The 17,568-nt window shown below is 44.7% G+C and carries 16 protein-coding genes; 14 read left to right on the top strand and 2 right to left on the bottom strand.

All coding sequences use genetic code 11. From position 1 onward, the window contains the following. Window positions 1-40: 40 nt before the first annotated feature. Entirely contained in the window at window positions 41-1,237 is a 1,197-nt protein-coding gene (locus tag ACHAL6_RS02800; protein ID WP_395268730.1) for an OFA family MFS transporter, read from the bottom strand. 501 nt (window positions 1,238-1,738) lie between these two features. On the opposite strand from ACHAL6_RS02800, the gene ACHAL6_RS02795 reads away from it, so the two are divergent. The 9 genes from ACHAL6_RS02795 (at window position 1,739) to ACHAL6_RS02755 (ending at window position 10,942) form a co-directional block, all read left to right on the top strand. Next, window positions 1,739-2,449: a hypothetical protein gene (locus tag ACHAL6_RS02795; protein WP_395268729.1), complete on the top strand. Its 711-nt coding sequence runs from the start codon at window positions 1,739-1,741 to the stop codon at window positions 2,447-2,449. 722 nt (window positions 2,450-3,171) lie between these two features. Then, a complete protein-coding gene (locus tag ACHAL6_RS02790) occupies window positions 3,172-4,293 on the top strand; it encodes a GGDEF domain-containing protein (RefSeq protein ID WP_395268786.1) in 1,122 nt (373 codons plus the stop codon). A 69-nt stretch (window positions 4,294-4,362) separates the two neighbouring features. Next, the gene (locus ACHAL6_RS02785) at window positions 4,363-5,271 is read left to right on the top strand and encodes a carbon-nitrogen hydrolase family protein (protein ID WP_395268728.1); all 909 of its coding nucleotides are present in this window, start codon (window positions 4,363-4,365) and stop codon (window positions 5,269-5,271) included. A 76-nt stretch (window positions 5,272-5,347) separates the two neighbouring features. Further along, complete coding sequence (locus ACHAL6_RS02780; protein WP_395268727.1) at window positions 5,348-5,470, top strand: hypothetical protein; 123 nt, start codon at window positions 5,348-5,350, stop codon at window positions 5,468-5,470. Between the two features lie 91 nt (window positions 5,471-5,561). Beyond that, complete coding sequence (locus tag ACHAL6_RS02775; protein ID WP_395268726.1) at window positions 5,562-6,347, top strand: class I SAM-dependent methyltransferase; 786 nt, start codon at window positions 5,562-5,564, stop codon at window positions 6,345-6,347. 57 nt (window positions 6,348-6,404) lie between these two features. Continuing rightward, window positions 6,405-6,932: a DUF7010 family protein gene (locus ACHAL6_RS02770; RefSeq protein ID WP_395268725.1), complete on the top strand. Its 528-nt coding sequence runs from the start codon at window positions 6,405-6,407 to the stop codon at window positions 6,930-6,932. A 15-nt stretch (window positions 6,933-6,947) separates the two neighbouring features. Beyond that, the gene (locus tag ACHAL6_RS02765) at window positions 6,948-7,829 is read left to right on the top strand and encodes an SDR family NAD(P)-dependent oxidoreductase (protein WP_395268724.1); all 882 of its coding nucleotides are present in this window, start codon (window positions 6,948-6,950) and stop codon (window positions 7,827-7,829) included. Window positions 7,830-8,104: 275 nt separating this feature from the next. Next, window positions 8,105-9,967 (top strand): glutamate synthase-related protein, encoded by a 1,863-nt coding sequence (locus ACHAL6_RS02760; RefSeq protein ID WP_395268723.1) that lies wholly within the window; start codon window positions 8,105-8,107, stop codon window positions 9,965-9,967. Between the two features lie 129 nt (window positions 9,968-10,096). Next, the gene (locus tag ACHAL6_RS02755; protein ID WP_395268722.1) at window positions 10,097-10,942 is read left to right on the top strand and encodes a CPBP family intramembrane glutamic endopeptidase; all 846 of its coding nucleotides are present in this window, start codon (window positions 10,097-10,099) and stop codon (window positions 10,940-10,942) included. A gap of 115 nt (window positions 10,943-11,057) precedes the next feature. Here ACHAL6_RS02755 and ACHAL6_RS02750 read toward each other — a convergent pair whose 3' ends face one another. Next, window positions 11,058-11,783 (bottom strand): sugar nucleotide-binding protein, encoded by a 726-nt coding sequence (locus ACHAL6_RS02750; RefSeq protein ID WP_395268720.1) that lies wholly within the window; start codon window positions 11,781-11,783, stop codon window positions 11,058-11,060. Window positions 11,784-12,069: 286 nt separating this feature from the next. On the opposite strand from ACHAL6_RS02750, the gene ACHAL6_RS02745 reads away from it, so the two are divergent. From ACHAL6_RS02745 to ACHAL6_RS02725, 5 genes are all read left to right on the top strand, one after another. Then, entirely contained in the window at window positions 12,070-12,561 is a 492-nt protein-coding gene (locus tag ACHAL6_RS02745) for an RNA polymerase sigma factor (protein ID WP_395268718.1), read from the top strand. Beyond that, on the top strand, window positions 12,558-13,517 hold the full coding sequence (locus ACHAL6_RS02740) for a zf-HC2 domain-containing protein (protein ID WP_395268716.1): 960 nt from the start codon (window positions 12,558-12,560) through the stop codon (window positions 13,515-13,517). Before ACHAL6_RS02745 ends, ACHAL6_RS02740 begins: the two co-directional genes overlap by 4 nt. 302 nt (window positions 13,518-13,819) lie before the next feature. Then, a complete protein-coding gene (locus ACHAL6_RS02735) occupies window positions 13,820-14,152 on the top strand; it encodes a hypothetical protein (RefSeq protein WP_395268714.1) in 333 nt (110 codons plus the stop codon). 239 nt (window positions 14,153-14,391) lie between these two features. Beyond that, window positions 14,392-14,829 carry a GNAT family N-acetyltransferase gene (locus ACHAL6_RS02730; RefSeq protein ID WP_395268712.1) on the top strand — a complete coding sequence of 146 codons (438 nt, stop codon included), beginning with the start codon at window positions 14,392-14,394 and terminating at the stop codon, window positions 14,827-14,829. 455 nt (window positions 14,830-15,284) lie between these two features. Further along, window positions 15,285-16,982, top strand: a complete 1,698-nt coding sequence (locus ACHAL6_RS02725) for an FAD-dependent oxidoreductase (protein WP_395268710.1) — start codon at window positions 15,285-15,287, stop codon at window positions 16,980-16,982. The last annotated feature ends 586 nt before the right edge of the window (window positions 16,983-17,568 follow it).

The following is a 17,568-nucleotide window of genomic DNA, read 5'->3' as shown; positions in this document are numbered from 1 at the left end:
TTAGCAGAAGAATAGGGCTGCTTCTTTTAGGCAAAGTTTCTCAGATGATCTTTCCGATCTTCTCCTTTGCCGCTGCATTTTTTTCGCGGAGCAGAAAGGATAGTCCCAGTCCCGCGGCTGCACATAGGGTGGAAATGATAAAAGTGTTGGTGTAGTTTCCGGCAGCGGATTTCAGGAGTACCCCGGCAAGGGCTGCCAGTCCATAGGCCTGATACATGATACCGTAATTGGATCCGTATCTGAATCTGCCGAAGGCCTGATTGGTGTAGATGGGAAACAGGGTCAGGAAGCCTCCGAATCCAATGGCAACACCCATGACGCCCAGATAGAACATGATTCTGTTCTCAGCCAGAAAACTGAGCAGCAAGAGGGAAACGACGGTAATGGAGAAGATGATTCTCAGCACAGAGAGGGTGCCGATCTTATCGGACAGCGCACCGGAAACCAGCCTGCTTCCTGCATTGGATATGGCCAGGATGGAGATGATGCCTGCGGCGACGCCTGCTTCAAGTCCGGCCACTTCAATGCCGATGTTTTTCGCAGATCCCAGTATCAGAAGCCCGGGAATGCATGCAAGGAAATACATGAGAAACAGGAGCCTAAATCGGGAGGTCCTCACCATTTCAAAGGTGGTGTAATCCCCTTCTTCCTTTTCAGTCTTCTGCTTCTCAAATCCTTCCGGGTTATTTGTAAGGAGAGCACCCATGAGAATCAGTGCGAAGGAGAGGATGCCCAGATTGAAGAATGCGCCCGATACTGTAGAACCCTCAAGAAAGTAGGAAATCACTTCCTTGAAAAGGATGCTTCCCCCGCCGAACATGGAGACGGAAAGCCCTGTGATGGCACCTTTATGCTCCGGAAACCATTTGACCAGTGTGGAGAGGGGACATACATAAACGAAGCCGACTCCTGCTCCAGTGAGTATGCCGTAGGTCAGATAGAGCATTTGCGGAGTCTGGGCAAAAGAGGAAAGAATCAGGCCGCCTCCATAGAGGATCGCCCCGATGAGAAGGGCGGGACGTGGACCTTTACGGTCCACGATTCTACCTGAAAAAATCGTGCTGAAGGCAAAGGTGAATACGGAAATGGAATAGGTGAGCAGAACCTCTTCTTCCCCCCATCCTCTTTCACTCTGAATCGCGATGCCGAAGATGCTCCATGCATAGAGGGCGGCGATGGTCAGTTGAGCAAGAAGTGCTCCGAAAAGCACAAGATATCTGTTTCTGATTGTAATCATGAAGATTTCCTCCCGGATTTCGGTTATTACTTGTAAGGTTCTAAAAAAGCCTGATGGAAGAGTATTTCTTTCAGCTCGGAAGCACATACTCCAGTGTTCATTATAGGATTCTTGTGAGACCGCTTCCTATATTTTTTATGATATTATCATCAAAATTTAAGAAGAGCAATGTTTTTGTGAGGAGTCTCCAGCGGTTCATTTTGACAATGCCGGATCAGCAAATGGATACAGGTGTGACCTGGTGGTGCTTCCAGCCAATGGAGAGCCACAATTTTCTAGAGAATCAGGTGCCACAGAATAGGATGAACTGTGATGAAAATCCGATGTTTCAGGATGAAGACTGGCTTGAATGTCGATAAAGCTGAGAATAGGGAATACAGGATAGGAAAATATTGTTATACTATTCTTACTACGAAGAATTTATTTGGATTGATAAATTAATAATATGAATATATTAAGGTGTAATATAATGGAACAGAGAATCTGAAAGGTGGAGGATCCATGAACAGAACAGGAAATGATGACTATATGAAGAGGCGAATGAACTGGTTAGGTGCTGCAGTCCTACTGCTGCTGTTTCTGAATATCCTGCTGGGATTTCTGGCCTATCGGAAAGACACTTCCTTCAAGGTGGAAGATACCCGGTTTCATCTGGTGTCCAGAGATGCGGGAGATATGGTCTTTAAAGATCAGGATGGAGAACTCCTGACAGTAAGTATTGAGGAGCCAGACAAGAATCAGGTATCCTTCGCGACACAATATACAGTGGAATACGGTGAGAAAGAGCTCAAGGTGGAATCGGATGATTTTTTCGAGAAAGGATACCGCATTTCGGAAAATGGCGAAGAGGTCTATGTGGAAGCCATCTCCGAAAGCCGCTGGTTTCAAAGCGATGAAGGAATCGCTTCAAGAAATCATGGAAGAATGGAAGAGCTGCCCTTTGATGTGCAGATGATTTATGGTTTGGAGGATGCCGTTTCCTACATAGGGGATAATATCGTGGAAGGCAATGTGATCATCGTGTTGATCCTGATGCTACTTTCAGCTTTCGGCGCTTTTCTGATCCTCTTTCCTGAACTGGCATGGAAACTCGAACATTTTCTGTGGGTGGAAGGGGGAGAACCCTCAGAACTTTATCTGAGTGTGCACAGAACTGCAGGCGGACTGATTCTTTTCCTGGTGCTGGTGATGCATTTGGCAAGAGTGCTATAGAACCAGGTGCAGCTGGCCTTATAAGGAGGGATTCATTATGAACATTTTAATTTCACCTTTCACTCAATTTTCATTCATCATCATATGTACAGCGGCGGTCTCTTCTGTTTTACAGAATTAGGTGCCAAAGAAAACATATTGGCTTGTCCACAGTATCACCATGCTACCTTTGATTCCTGCATTTTGGTTAATGACTGATGTACTTAAATCATCGGATAGATTCATACAATACTATTTACCTTTGTTCATAACAGTGTTGCTGCTTTTAATGGTTATATTAAGAATCATTCAGTTCAAGAAAGATTAATGACACGAAACGTTAGCGTCAGCGTAAAATCCTGTTTTTCATGAATGCTGTGGTTACATGTTTCAGGATCACTTTCTGGCAAATCCATAATTCTTAATCGGAGCAATCGAAACCGTATCCGGAAATCTGTAGAGAGGATTTCCGGATTTTTCTGTCAGCAGATAGTTCATGGTACGAGTGCGATTAATTATCTGAATTGACTGAGAATAAAGATGCATATATAATTAGCTTATTATCGCAATGTGGCCCAATACAGAGCAGGCGTTCATCTTCTGAACCATAAGAGCTGACGTCTTCACTGTTCTGATAAATTTTCAACAAAGTAGGTTACTATTGTTTATTCTTTTTGAACTGAATAAACAATAGTAAGAAATCATGGAGAATAAAATTCGAGCGTCAGGAGGATTCTGATTTGATGTATGCTGCCACCTACCTCATAGACATCGCTGCACTGATTTTTCTTATGGGAATGCTTCGTTCCAGTACTGCGGTGAATCCCAGGAGAAAGAAACCTTTTGCGGCGGGAATCATCCTTACAGTCCTCATCCTATCATCGGAAGCGGCAACCATAGCTGCCGGTAAAGGAAATCTGGATCTGCGTCATGTGAATATGATTGCGAATGTCATAGGGTTTGCACTGACTCCTTTGATTCCAGTTATGATTTCCCTTATCTTTGATCGAGGAATCCTTAAAGCCCATAGACTGATTCTGCTTCCGACAATTTTGAATATCATGGCAGTTTTCCTATCGCCACGATACGGTCTGATCTTCCAGATCAATGAAAACAATCAGTACGCCCGGGGAGATTACTTTTTTCTTTTCATCATCGCTTATGTACTTAACTTTCTGATTCTTGTTGTGAGCACTTTGGATATGGGTAAAACCTATAATTATCCCATTGTAAAGAAGCTCATGGCACTTTCCGTCTTCACCATTCTCGGTACAAGCATCCAGCTGGTGGTACCGTCAGCCTATTCTTCATGGCACAGTGTGACACTGGCACTGGGTCTCTATCTTCTGCTGCTTTCTGAATTTGACACCAGTTTTGATACGCTGACGGGCCTTTATAATCGGTCCGCCTTTGATAAAGCGGTAGCAGAACTGGTGAAACCCGTGGCTTTTTCAGTGATCATTCTTGACATCAATGACTTTAAAAATGTCAATGACACTTATGGGCATGATTACGGGGATCAGGTCATAAAAACCGTAGCATCCATTGTGAGAGCATCCTTTACAAGGGAGTTCACCTGCTATCGCTATGGTGGAGATGAGTTTTCCATAATTAGCAGGGAAACGGATGTTGAAAAAATAGAATCTCATCTCAAGGACATGACCACAGCCCTTAAAGAAGTTCGTAAAAACGGAATTGCTCTGCCTACGGTATCCTATGGATACAGCGTGTTTCATGGAGGAGAAGATCTGAATTTCCATAAAACACTTAAGGAAGCCGATGATCAGATGTACCACTATAAGAAAGCGCATAAGGCTGAAGCTGCAGAAGCGAAGTATTATTCCGATGCAGTGAATGAAGCATAGAAAATGACCTGGGTGCAGAACATTCAGCTGAAGCAGAAACACTTCCTGGCAACTGAGAGGAGGGTTCAGATGAGAAAGGAAGAGAAGATAAAAGATGAAAACCTGCTGAAAATCGCATTACTGCAGATTATGCCTACAGGCTCTCAGGAAGGAAATCTTCAGAAAGGCATGGAATACGCAAGAAAAGCGAAGGAGTATGGTGCCGACCTTGCACTATTTCCTGAGATGTGGAGCAGTGGCTATGTGATTCCAGAAGATCCGGATCTTCTGAAAAAGAGCGCCGTTTCCCTTGAAAGTGATTTCACGAAAGCGTTCAGAGAACTTGCCAGAGCGCTTTCCATGGCCATCGGCATCACCTTTCTTGAAGAACATGATCCGCTGCCAAGAAATACCATAGCACTTTATGATCGTTTCGGGGAGATGGTCTACAGTTACGCGAAAGTGCATACCTGTGACTTTGGAGAAGAGTGCAGATTGACTCCAGGAGAAAACTTTCCTGTGGCGGATCTTGACACGGAAAAAGGGAATGTAAAAGTGGGGTCCATGATCTGTTACGATCGGGAGTTTCCTGAAAGTGCGAGGATCCTGATGCTGCAAGGAGCCGAGCTTCTTCTTGTGCCGAATGCCTGCCCTATGGAAATCAATCGCCTGGCACAGCTGCGAGGTCGTGCCTATGAAAACATGCTGGCCATTGCCACCTGCAACTATCCGTCGGGTAAACCAGACTGCAATGGCCATTCCACAGTATTTGACGGAATTGCTTATCTTCCGGAGCTTGAGCACTCCAGAGATACCTGCATCATGGAGGCGGGAGAAGAAGAGGGAATCTATCTTGCACAGCTGAATCTTTCCCAGCTGAGAAAGTACCGTGAGCAGGAAGTTCATGGAAATGCCTATAGAAGACCTTCAAAATATTCACTGATGACCCGTGAAGAAATCAGAGAACCTTTCATAAGAAAGGATTACAGAAAGTACTGATTTCAGTGAAGCATCGGACTTTCCTGGAGGTGATGGGAATTGCTCCGATCAGCAATGAAAGGGGGAGGAGATGTCTATGAAATCACCTGATGCATCGGAAAAGAAAATACTGATCACTGGAGCAGTATTGCTGGTCATAATCAATTTTGCTGTTTTTCTGATTCTGAAGAGAAGTACAGATAATAAGAAGGCAAGTTGATACCATCTATTGGACAGAGTGCCTGATCATAGAAATGCTGAAGCCAATGACTGTTGTAGTGGAATTTGGATGTGCTGATTCAGGAGAAGAGGTGAGAAGTCTGAGCAACTGGAAGAAGACCACAGAAGAAAGTAAAGTGCGCTGGGAGAAGAATGCGGATTTCTGGGATGAAAAGATGGGAGAACACAGCAACAGGTTTCACAGGGAAATCGTAAGACCTTCTACAGAGAAGCTTCTTGCCGTCAGAAGTGGGGAACGGATTCTGGATGTCGCCTGCGGTAATGGAAATTTTTCCGGAAGACTGGCGGAACTGGGCGCAGAAGTAGTCGCCCTTGACTACAGTGAAAATCTGATCAGAAATGCCAGAAAGAGATGCAAAGCCTATGGGGACCAGATTGACTTCAGAGTCATGGACGCCACAGATTACAGTAACCTCATGAAACTGGGTGAAGAGTCCTTTGACAAGGCAGTGGCCAATATGGCCCTGATGGATATTGCGGATATCCAGCCCCTTCTCGAGGCGTTGCATGAGCTTCTGAAACCGGAAGGCATTTTTGTCTTTTCCATTATGCATCCCTGTTTTCAGACGCCCGGAATGAGAAGAATCATGGAAACAGAAGATAGGGGAAGCAGAATCGAGAGAAGAAGCGGCGTTCAGATTTTCAGCTACAGGACGCCGGTATGCTATGAAGGGAATGCCATTGACGGGCAGCCTGTGCCACAGCTCTACTATCACAGGTCTTTGTCGGAAATCCTTCATCAGAGTTTTGCGGCTGGTTTTGTTCTGGATGAAATGGAAGAACCCTGCTTTTCTTCAGACGAGACAGATTGGGTGGAAATTCCTCCTGCAATGGTCCTTAGACTTAGAAAATCATGAGAAAAACAGAAGATGATCAAAATGATGAAAGTATGGAACTGAAAGGAAACAGGTTATATGAATCTTGAAGAAATGCGAAACGACTCCTCAGTAAAACAGAAGAATGGACTACATTTCATTCTGGCATCCGTCATCCTATGGAGTGCAGTACTTGCAGTGCATCTGACAGAACTGCCCATACTCACGAAAAATCTTCTGACGTTCTTTATCACTGCACCGCTGATGCCCCTGGCTTATCTGATTTCCAAAGTGATCAGGGTGGATTTCACCAACAGAAATAACCCGTTGACTTCTTTAGGGGTGCTTTTCTCTGCGAATCAGATGCTGTATCTTCTCATTGCCATGTGGGTATATCCTACGGTGCCTGAGAAAATGGTGATGGTTCTCGCTATGATCTTTGGGGCTCACCTGCTGCCCTATGGGTGGCTGTATAAGTCCAGGAGCTACTATGTGTTTTCTGTTCTGATTCCGATTCTGATTCTCTTCCTGGGCATCTACTTTCCGCCCTATATTGTGGCGGGCTCCATGCTTGTAATTGAGATTCTTTTCAGTCTTTCACTTACCTGTGAAGTGAAGAGAATGTGAAGAGAAACCGTTGTAGTGGAAGTAGAACTGAGAATCAGATACTGGAGTTTATCGGAGGGTGGAAATGGGGTTACGAACTTTAAAACAGAAAGAAGAATAGGGGGGCATATGAAGAATATCGTCATCACGGGAAGCACTCGTGGAATCGGCTATCAGATGGCATTGGAATTTCTTAAGGTGGGTTGCAATGTGACTCTGTCTGGACGGGGAGAAGCGCTCAAGGAAGAGGTGCTGGAAGCGCTGAATGCTTATCAGGGGAAATACATCTTTATTTCCTGCAACGTTCAGAAAAAGGAGGATCTCCAGAATCTCTGGGATGTATCCGCCAGGAAGTGGGGCTCAGTGGATATCTGGATCAATAATGCAGGACAGAATACACCACATGTTTTCTCCTGGGAAACGGATGAAAGCTACACCGAAAGGATCATAGAAACAAATCTTACGGGGATGATCTATGGCTCCCAGGTTGCAGCCAGAGAAATGATCGGGCAGGGGCATGGAAGCATCTACAGCATGGAGGGGCTTGGCTCCAACAACATGATACAGGAGAAGACCATTCTTTATGGCACAACAAAGCATGCCCTGACGTATTTCATGAAGGGGCTGGCCAAAGAACTGGAAGGAACAGGAGTCCTTGCTGGGCGTCTGTCTCCAGGTATGATGCTTACTGATTTCATCACCAGGATGCCAGATGGAGGAACCGCAGAGCTCATGGCCAATGAGAAGTTTCGACGGATCTTCAATATCCTGGCGGATGAGCCGGAAACGGTAGCGAAGTTCTTTGTACCGCGCATGCTGAAGAACAGCAGGAATAATGTGCAGATTGCCTGGCTGACCCGCAGAAAAGCGGCATGGCGCTTCATGACCGCACCACTGAGAAAAGGAAGGCTGGTTTAGCATGAAGACATAATGAGCTTCTTCTTAAGCACTACTTCTGAAAAAATCAGTGCAATGTATGAACAGATATTGATTCAAGAAAAATAAGCCTTCAATTGGTCTTCAGTATATTGAGGTTTTCAGAAATATCATCATTTAGTATGGACCAGACATGATTATTGAGACATTATGTAGAATGCTGGAAAGGACAAGTGAAGAGCGTGCATGGATCCACCGACACATGGAACTTTTAGTCGGCTATTCAATCCGGGAAATAATAAAAGCATGAGGAGAGGATGATCAGAATGAAGAGGGAAGCCATCATGAGGATTGCAGGAAATGGGCCTTTTGTTGCAGAGGAACTCCGTCATATCGTGAAGTCTACAGGACGTCCTGTTAAGATACACAGAAAATCAACTGCACTGTGTCGCTGCGGAAAATCAGACACGAAACCGTTCTGTGATGGAACCCATGGAAGAATCGGATTCGACGATGCGAAAAGTCCGGAACGGGTGAAGAGAAAACTGGAATCCTACGTGGGAAAAGAAATCATCATCCACGATGATCGCGGGATATGTAGTCATGCCGGTTTCTGCACAGATGGTCTTCCAGAAGTTTTCAGAATGAACGAGGAACCTTGGATTGTTCCTGATGCGGAATCAATGGAAAAGATCATTGAGACCATAGAGAAGTGCCCTTCTGGTGCACTGAGTTACACAGTGGACGGTATAAAGCACGATGATTTCTTCACCAAGAAAGAAGTCATGATCACTGAAGATGGTCCTTATCATGTCAGGGGCGGTATAAAACTTATGTCTGAAGATGCACCTCAGACGGAGAATCATTATGCGCTGTGCAGATGTGGCCATTCCAGAAATAAACCTTTCTGCAGTGGTGAACACTGGTATGAAAAATTCAGGGACGAAGGACTGATCAGTGAAAAAGTGAATCAGGAAAGCTTTGAAAGCGAAGCTTTTGATAACAAGATGGATGTAATCCGTAAACTTGCTGAATCAGGAAAAAGTGAAGACTCATCCATGAGAACACTGGAGAGTTTTCCGGATTGGAAGACCATTCTCTTCAGGGGAGCTCAGTTGGAGCCCATGCCTTATAATGCGGATATAGACGTGAACATGAAGACAGTGATTGGAAGAAATGCGCGAAAACCACTTACGCTATCGATTCCATTTTATGTTTCACATATGTCTTTCGGGGCCATATCCCGTGAAGCGAAAATTGCTTTAGCCAAAGGGTCGACGATGGTTGATACAGCCATGTGTTCCGGTGAAGGCGGAATGCTTCCTGAATCCAGAAGCGCAGCGCGGAAGTATATTTACGAACTTGGCACTGCACCGTTCTCTCACAATGAGGAAGCAATCCAAATGGCTGATGCGGTGGAACTGAAAATCGGACAAGCAGTGAAGCCTGGGCTCGGTGGCCATCTTCCTGCCGATAAGATTACGGAAGAAATTGCGAAAATCAGAAATCTAGAAAAAGGAGAAGATTCTGTGTCACCAGGAAGATTCCATGGTGTGGATACCATTCCCGACCTTGTGGAAAAAGTATCCTACATACGGGAAATCACAGGGGGTGTCCCCGTTGGAATCAAGATTGCCGCAGCACATGTGGAGGAGGATCTTGAAATGGCTTTGAAAGCGGAACCTGATTTCATAACCATTGACTGCAGAGGGGGAGCAACAGGTTCTGCTCCAAAATTTCTGAAAGATAATGTTGGGATTCCACCGATTTTCGCCATCAGAAGAGCCAGAAAATATCTCGATCAGAAAGGGTCTACAGTAACACTCTGCGTAACTGGAGGATTCAGAGATTCCTCTGACATCGCCAAAGCATTGGCGCTTGGTGCAGATGCAGTAGCCCTTGCTACAGCATCCCTGATTTCTGTAGGATGTCTGCAGTCAAGAGTCTGTCATACGGGGCTATGTCCAGCTGGGATTGCCACACAGGATATGACCCTGAGGTCTCTCTTTGACGAGGAGAGGGCACTCAAACAGTTCAGAAACTTCTATGAAGGAACAGCAAGAGAACTGGCTGTATTTGCCAGATCCAATGGGAAAAAAGATATTCATGATCTGGGGATGGAAGATGTTTACACCATAAGCAATGAAGTGTCAATGAATACGGATATCAGGCATGTATAGATATTGCTGGAACTGTTTTTGATTATTTCCATATAGTGAATCTACGGTGTTTGATCAGTTATGATCAGAACGTAATATGTTGCTGATGAGAATATAACAATACAGAAATCATAAAGAGGAGTGAATCCTATGTGGAGCATGAACAGAAAAACGAAAATGTATCTCATTATTGCCTTTGCATGGACATGGATCGGATGGGGAGGCGCCTATATGCTCAGTGAGAGAGCGGGTCTGGTGCTTTCTACGGAAAGTACCCTGCTCACCTTGTTCACAAAGTTTCTGGGCACAGAAGCCTTTGCTCCCCAGCTGATCTTTGCACTGGCTGTATATGGTCCTTTCGTGGGATTTCTAACGGTTTCTGGTTTCAGAAGCCTCAATGGAAGAGCGGATAAAAGAAGAAATCTCTGGCCGTATGTTTTTCTCATTCCTGTGATTTCGGTACTGCCGGCAGTGATCCTAAGCCTGTTCACGTCCTTCTATGATCTGAAAGGACAGAGCATCGGCACTGCATTTAGCGCAGTGTGGATGTACTTTCTGTTTAATATCATCACCAGTGGAACGGAAGAATTCGGATGGAGAGGATTTCTCTACCCTGAAATGAAGGCAGAAGGCATGTCCTTCTGGGACATTGCGTGGAAGGGGGGATTTGTCTGGGCGCTGTGGCATTTTCCGCTTCTATTCATTCTGTATCTGCCTGCAGGAGCCGCTGTTCTGATTCCATCACTCATCGGCTTTACAGCATCCATCGTGGCCATGAACTATATCACGAACTTTCTTTATGAAGCAATGGACAGCATCCTGGCCGTGATCCTTCTCCATGGAATGAATAACACCATGAGTTTCCTTCTTGTCCTTCTGTTTCCAGGTACGCCCTTCACCCTTCTGACCAGTCTCATGGCATGGGCTTTTGTGTGGTGGATTGAAAAGAAGCATGGGGATCTCATTCAGGCGGTAAACGGTAAGGCGGGTTCATGAAAAAAGTGTGCAAATAACTGGCTGCATTTCCTGAATACCTGTAAAAGTGAAGAAGACTGGGACACTTGGTCTCAGTCTTCTTCAGGCTATTAGTGTTCATAAGTGATAATAAAGCTTAGAAGAGTTCTGGCATTTCGACTCGTGGGTCAACCATCCGGTCATCTCTCTCGAAGGAATCTGTCTCTCGGATGCTCCAGTGGGCATGGTGCTTCTTCTTCAGAAATTCTGCGATTTCGAAGAAGGAGTATTTTCTGTTTGAATTGACGAGATAGGTTCCAGGCGGATAGGTCAGGGCAGCCTGCGCGATGACTTCAGCTGTGTCTTCCAGAAAGCTGCAGGAAGGATACCATCTGGAGCTTGCTTCAATGAAGCCATGTTCCTTCTGGGCCTTTGCCAGAAAATCCACCATGTGATTGGCCCCTTCCTCAGATCCGATCTGCCAGCCCAGTCTGAGGATGATGGAGTCCGGGTTCCAGGCTCTTGCAGTTTCTTCGCACTGAATCTTGTATCTGCCGTACTCTTCTTCCGCATCGGGCACACTCTCCGGATCATAAGGACCGCTTCCTTTTTCGGAGAAGACGGATACAGAGCTTGTGAAAAGGAGCTTCACACCAAGCTCCTTTGTTGCCTTGGTGATATATTCCAGCCACTTCACCGGTCCTGTGGCGATGTGGAAGAAAAGGTCCGGCTGGACTTTTCTGATAAAATCAGAGACGCTTTTCTGGTTGTCCGTGCTGACTTTACTGCGGTCCCAGATGATGACTTCGATGTTTCTCTTTTCGAGCTCGTTACAAACATAGGGGGCCACAGTTCCGGTCATGCCAGTGATGATTGCTTTCATTTTATGCTCCTCTCCATTCAGATTCAGAATAACGACAGTGTTCTTTGATTATAACAGATTTATAATGAAGAACAGAGGGCAAGAGGGTGAAGGAGGACTGGCTATCAATAGGTTTCAGAATTACAGAATCATATTCATAGTGGAAGACAGATAGAAGAATAGTATGAATCTGTCTGTCTCTACATGTATAATGAAATCAAGTGCGTTTTGTCACCAAAGAAAATTATTTTAGGGTTTTCTGTAACGAAACAGGATTCTGTGACACATATTAGTAGGAGGTGGATCAGTGAAGGATCTGGAAAAACTCTATCGGGACTATTTCGAAACCGTATATAAGTATCTGTTTTCCATTACAAGAAGTAGAGACCTGTCTGAAGAACTGACACAGGAAACCTTCTATCAGGCCATGAAGACCTATGACAGTTTCAGAGGAGACGCTAAAGTGTCCGTATGGCTCTGCCAGATTGCAAAGCACCTCTGGTATAAGGAGTACAAGAGATCAGGCAGTCACACATCGGATTCTCTGGAGGATCTCTCTGATCTCATCCCCTCAGAAAGCACTGTGGAGCAGAAGGTTGTGGAAAGCGATGCGAAGCTGAAGATGTATCAGAAACTGCAGAAGCTAGATGAAAAGACGAGAGAAGTGATGTACCTGAGGCTCACAGGAGAGCTGAGCTTTCGGGAAATTGGGGAGATACTGGAAAAGAATGAGACCTGGGCACGGGTCACCTTCTATCGAGGGAAGCAGAAAATCATGAGGGAGGAGGAAAAAGAATGAAGAAGGATATTACGTGCAGCATCGTGCAGGATCTTTTGCCAAGCTATATAGAGCATCTCACCAGTGAAGAGACCAATCTGGTGGTAAAAGAACACCTGGAAACCTGTGAGGAATGCAGAAGCATTCATGAGGCCATGGTGAAGGAAGTTACTGAAGTGGAGAAAGCCCCCAAGGCGGAGCTGAAATTCTTCAGGAAAATAAGAAAGACGAAGCTCATCGCTGCAGGAATCAGTATCCTTCTGACGCTGATTCTAACCTATGTGGTCTACGCCATGGAATTCAGCTATGCGCTGGATAAAACAGAGCTGTCTTTGGCTGTGACGGAATTTACAGCACCATTTAAGCAGCCTGTGGACGCCTATGCTCTGGAAACCTATTCCATCGGAAGAGATCTTTTCGTTTCCTTCAAGGACCGGGATCAGGAGTCTATCAATGGCATAGCACAGTTCGTGAAAGGATGGAACAACAGATACAGAATCCTGAGGGTGCAGGTACGGCCATCGGAATACTCTTCTGTGGTGCAGCATTACCCCATTGAAAGTGGAAAGGAGAGATACATCGCAGTCAGCGGATACAATCTCTCTGAGGAGATCGCGCAGTATGGACTGGACTACAACGCCTATACAATGCCGGGGGGGCTGTCGGATTACAGGATCCGTATTCCAGTGAAGTTTGAGAAAGACAATCTTCAGTTTCTCCATGTCTACGAAGAAGATGAACTGCTGGAGATTGTGAAGGGTTCTCAGGAAATCACGATCCATAATCCTCATCTTACTGGAAGTTCCTTCTATGATGAGGAAGGAAATGAGATCACCGAAAACTTCAGGCTGGCTGAAGAAGACATTCAGCAGGGCGGATATGGCGGCGGAAAGGCGGAACTGTTCATGCTCTATGTATTCATGGGCATCATAGCAGGATTTGGGGTCATCATGGTAAGATATTTTCTGACAGATTGATCTGTCACACGAACAGATCCATAGACGAGCATGAAGCGCTGCATCGGAAACGGGATTTTCGATGCAGCGCTTTCCTTGAGACTGGAATAGATATGGCTTTATCTTTCTGTCATACAGGAATTCAACAGGATGTTATGGTATGCTGCTTCCACGAAATGTAGTTCAGAATCTCATAAGAACTGATGCAGCATGAGAAGCTTCCATTCAGATTTATTGATCAAAACTGATGATTCATCTCCTGAGAAGATGTTATACTGAAAGAAAAGAGCAGGATCCTATTATGGATCTGAAAGGAAGTCGAAATGACAAAAAGAATGAAAACAGCCTTGGCAGGTGGAGCCCTTCTAGGTATAGTCTGTGTAATTGGAGCTTATATTCGGTCCGGGTCCAGTGCTTCGTCCGATTTTGTCTTTTCCCTCTGGTACAACAGGGTGATCCTAGGACTTGTCGTGGGTGCTCCATGGCCTGACACTACAAAGAGAAAGGCGCTGCTTCGAGGAGCGGTGTTAGGGCTTCTTGTTTCATTCGCTTTCTACAGTTCAACAGGGTTTGAAGATCATGTAAGTTTTCTAGCAGGCATTGTATACGGGGTGATTCTTGAGTGGTGGCTCAGCAGAACAAAGGATACAAAATAGTTTAGAAGTCAAAGCATTTCAGGAAATGTGAAATTTTCATGACCTTTTTTGATGAAAGAGTCAGAAAGTTAAAGAAATATCAAACAAACGGTTTTATTTGTCAGAATAATTGAACTTTCGTTAATGACATATGTTAATAATAGAATATGCATATAATGAATCATTCCGCTACTCATGCTATCCTATAGGTAGTGAAGCGCTTTGCACGATTTGTGAAGATGATGGAGGAATGATACTTAATGAATAAAATCAGAAAGTTTGATGAAAAGATGACGGATGATGTATTGCGGATCTGGCTGGATGTCAACCGGGAAGCTCATGATTTCATTCCTTGCAGTTACTGGGAAAAAAATATCAGGAACATGAAGAAGGAATTATCAGATCTGAATATTTATGTCTATGAAGCCAACGGAGTGGTAAAGGGATTCGTGAAGATGACTGAAGACAATCACATCTTAGGCGTCTATGTGGATAGACCATACAGAAGAGAAGGAATCGGCAGCAAGCTGCTGAAGAAATGCAAGGAAGAACGGGAGAAGCTTACACTCGAAGTTTATCTAAAGAATGAAAATGCATTGGAGTTTTATAAGAAGCATGGATTCCGGCATTACAGACATCAGGTGGACCGTGGAACCATTGAGCGTGAGTTCGTAATGAAATGGGTAAACAACAATTAATAGAATCAGATCTGCCCCTGTAAGAACATATTGTTTTTACAGGGGTATTTTTGGTTTCAATGAATCTTATGTATTCCATTCCTGTTTTCTGCCATTCTATAGCCGTATTCGCATGTTTCCAGTATCTGTTTGAAAAGTTCAAGGGGTATATTTATTGACAAATGTCAGAAATTACCACGGATAATATTGATATTTTTATTTTAAGGGGGTATATACATGCAATTGCTATAATTTCAACAGAATTAATACAATATCGTTAATTTCGTTGAAGTATAGTGCTATAATGTCTATGTTAATTGAATTGGTGTGCTCTGTTTCATCAGGTGTATTCACATGAGACGGTATAGCAGGAGAACTTTCATGGATCCTATTCAGAGATGGCGAGATTCAGAAACGAGTTCATCATCAAAGCAGAGAGGCAAACAGGGATAATCAGAATCAGGAGGGAAAATGTAATGAGTAAAAAAGTATTGATCGTGGGTGGCGTTGCAGGTGGAGCATCTGTTGCAGCAAGAATCAGAAGACTGGATGGACAGGCAGAAGTGATCATGTTTGAAAAAGGACCGAATGTATCCTTTTCCAATTGTTCTCTTCCATATCATTTATCGGGGATTGTGGAGAATGCGGACAGTCTGGTGCTGATGGACCCGGAACAGTTCAGAAATCAGTACGATATTGAAGCGAGAGTGAATTCAGAAGTTCTGAAGATCAACAGAGAAGAGAAGAATGTTCTCATAAGAAATGTCGAAAGCGGAGAAGAGTATACAGAGAGCTATGATAAACTCTTTCTTTCACCAGGAGCCAATGCAATCACACCAAGAAGCATTGAAGGGATCACAAGCAGACATGTCTTCACGGTGAGAAATGTCGTGGATATCCGTAAGCTGCAGAGCTATCTTCTTGAAAATAAAGTGGAAAATGTTGCTGTAGTAGGTGGGGGATTCATCGGTGTGGAAGTAGCAGAGAACCTCAAAATGGCAGGCAGAAATGTGAGCCTCATCGAAGCACTGGATCAGATCATGGCACCCTTCGACTATGACATGGCACAGATTCTCCATAAGGAGATGATGGACAATGGAATCGATCTGATTCTCTCCGATGGTGTCAAGGCGATTCATGACAGTGAAGTGGAGCTTTCATCTGGTGACAGAGTGAAGGCGGAAGCGGTGGTCATGGCCATTGGTGTTTCTCCGGAAACAAGCCTCGCAAGAGAAGCAGGCCTAGAGATCGGTGTGACAGGTGCCATCAAAGTGGATCATAACTACCTGACCAATGATCCGGACATCTATGCTGTGGGAGATGCTATCGAAGTATTCCATAAGCTTACAGGTAAACCGACAAGGCTGGCTCTGGCAGGGCCTGCACAGCGTCAGGCAAGAGCAGCGGCGGATCATATGTATGGGATTCCGCATAACAGCAATGGAGTGATCGGTTCTTCCGTCGTCAGGATTTTTGAAATCAATGCCGCTTCCACAGGACTGAATGAGAAGAACCTTAAGGCGGCTGGAATGAGTTATGATTTCGTCTATGTCATTCCTGGAGACATGGTAGGTCTGATGCCGGAGAGTCAGCCAATGCATTTCAAGCTGATTTATGAAGTGCCAACAGGAAAGATTATTGGTGCACAGGCCATAGGTAAGGGAAATGTGGATAAGAGGATAGATGTCATCGCCACCATGATCACCATGGGCGGAACGCTGGAAGACCTCAAGGAGCTTGAACTCTGCTATGCGCCACCGTTTGGAACAGCGAAGGATGTAGTGAATTTCGCAGCTCTGGTAGGTCTTAATATCCTATATGGAAGATACCGTCAGGTTCCCGTGACGAGAGTGAGAGCTCTGGTGGAAGAAGGAGCTTTCATCGTGGATGTGAGAGAGCCTCATGAGTATTCCAGAGGGCATCTGAAGAGTGCATTGAATATTCCCCTCAGCCAGATCAGAGACAGAATCGACGAAATTCCAAAGGACCAGACAGTGTATCTTCACTGTCGTTCCAGTCAGAGAAGCTATAATGCGCTCCTTGCACTGCAGAATGCAGGATATGACAATGTGGTGAACATATCAGGTTCCTACCTGGGTATTTCACTCTACGAGTACTTCAACGACGTGAAACTGGGCAGAGAAAAGATTGTCACTGCCTATAACTTCAGATAGACCGCTAAGTGAATAGAACTTAGAAGAGGGATGTAACTGCCTGATAAACGACTTTCAGTATTGCTTCTGCCACCTCAGTGCGTTCATTGTGCTGTTTCTTCTATAGGAGCTCCGGCTGATTGTGAGCACCTGGAATGGAAAATCACCATTGTTCTTTATAGAACCTGAAGATCACAGCTGAAACAGGACCTCTTTTTTGACCGAACTTCCAAATCGTTCGTCAGGGGGTATTTCAGTATGACTGCAGACCTGATGTTTACAGCGTCAGCAAAGAATGTTTATAGAAAATTAATCTATATGAACATTGTACAACTCTTGTCCTCACAAGAGAAAATGCGGAGGAGAAGCAGACATGTAAAATGGCTGTAATCTAGTATAATAAGGGCTTCAAAAAGAGTGGGCTACAGAAGAAGATCCTGCGATGAATAGATCTATCACTGGCTTATACCCCCCTGCTGTATCCTTCGGTTTATGCTGATATTGTGTTATAATGAGTATATGTTAATGATGAAGCAATGTTCTAGATACAAGATAAAAAAAGAACGAAGATTCATGAGAATCCTGGAACAGATACATCTCATCACAT

The organism is Proteiniclasticum sp. C24MP (assembly GCF_043951855.1).
Taxonomy (GTDB): Bacteria; Bacillota; Clostridia; order Clostridiales; family Clostridiaceae; genus Proteiniclasticum.
Note: the sequence above shows the minus strand (reverse complement) of the source record. Positions and strands in the feature narration are given on the sequence as shown.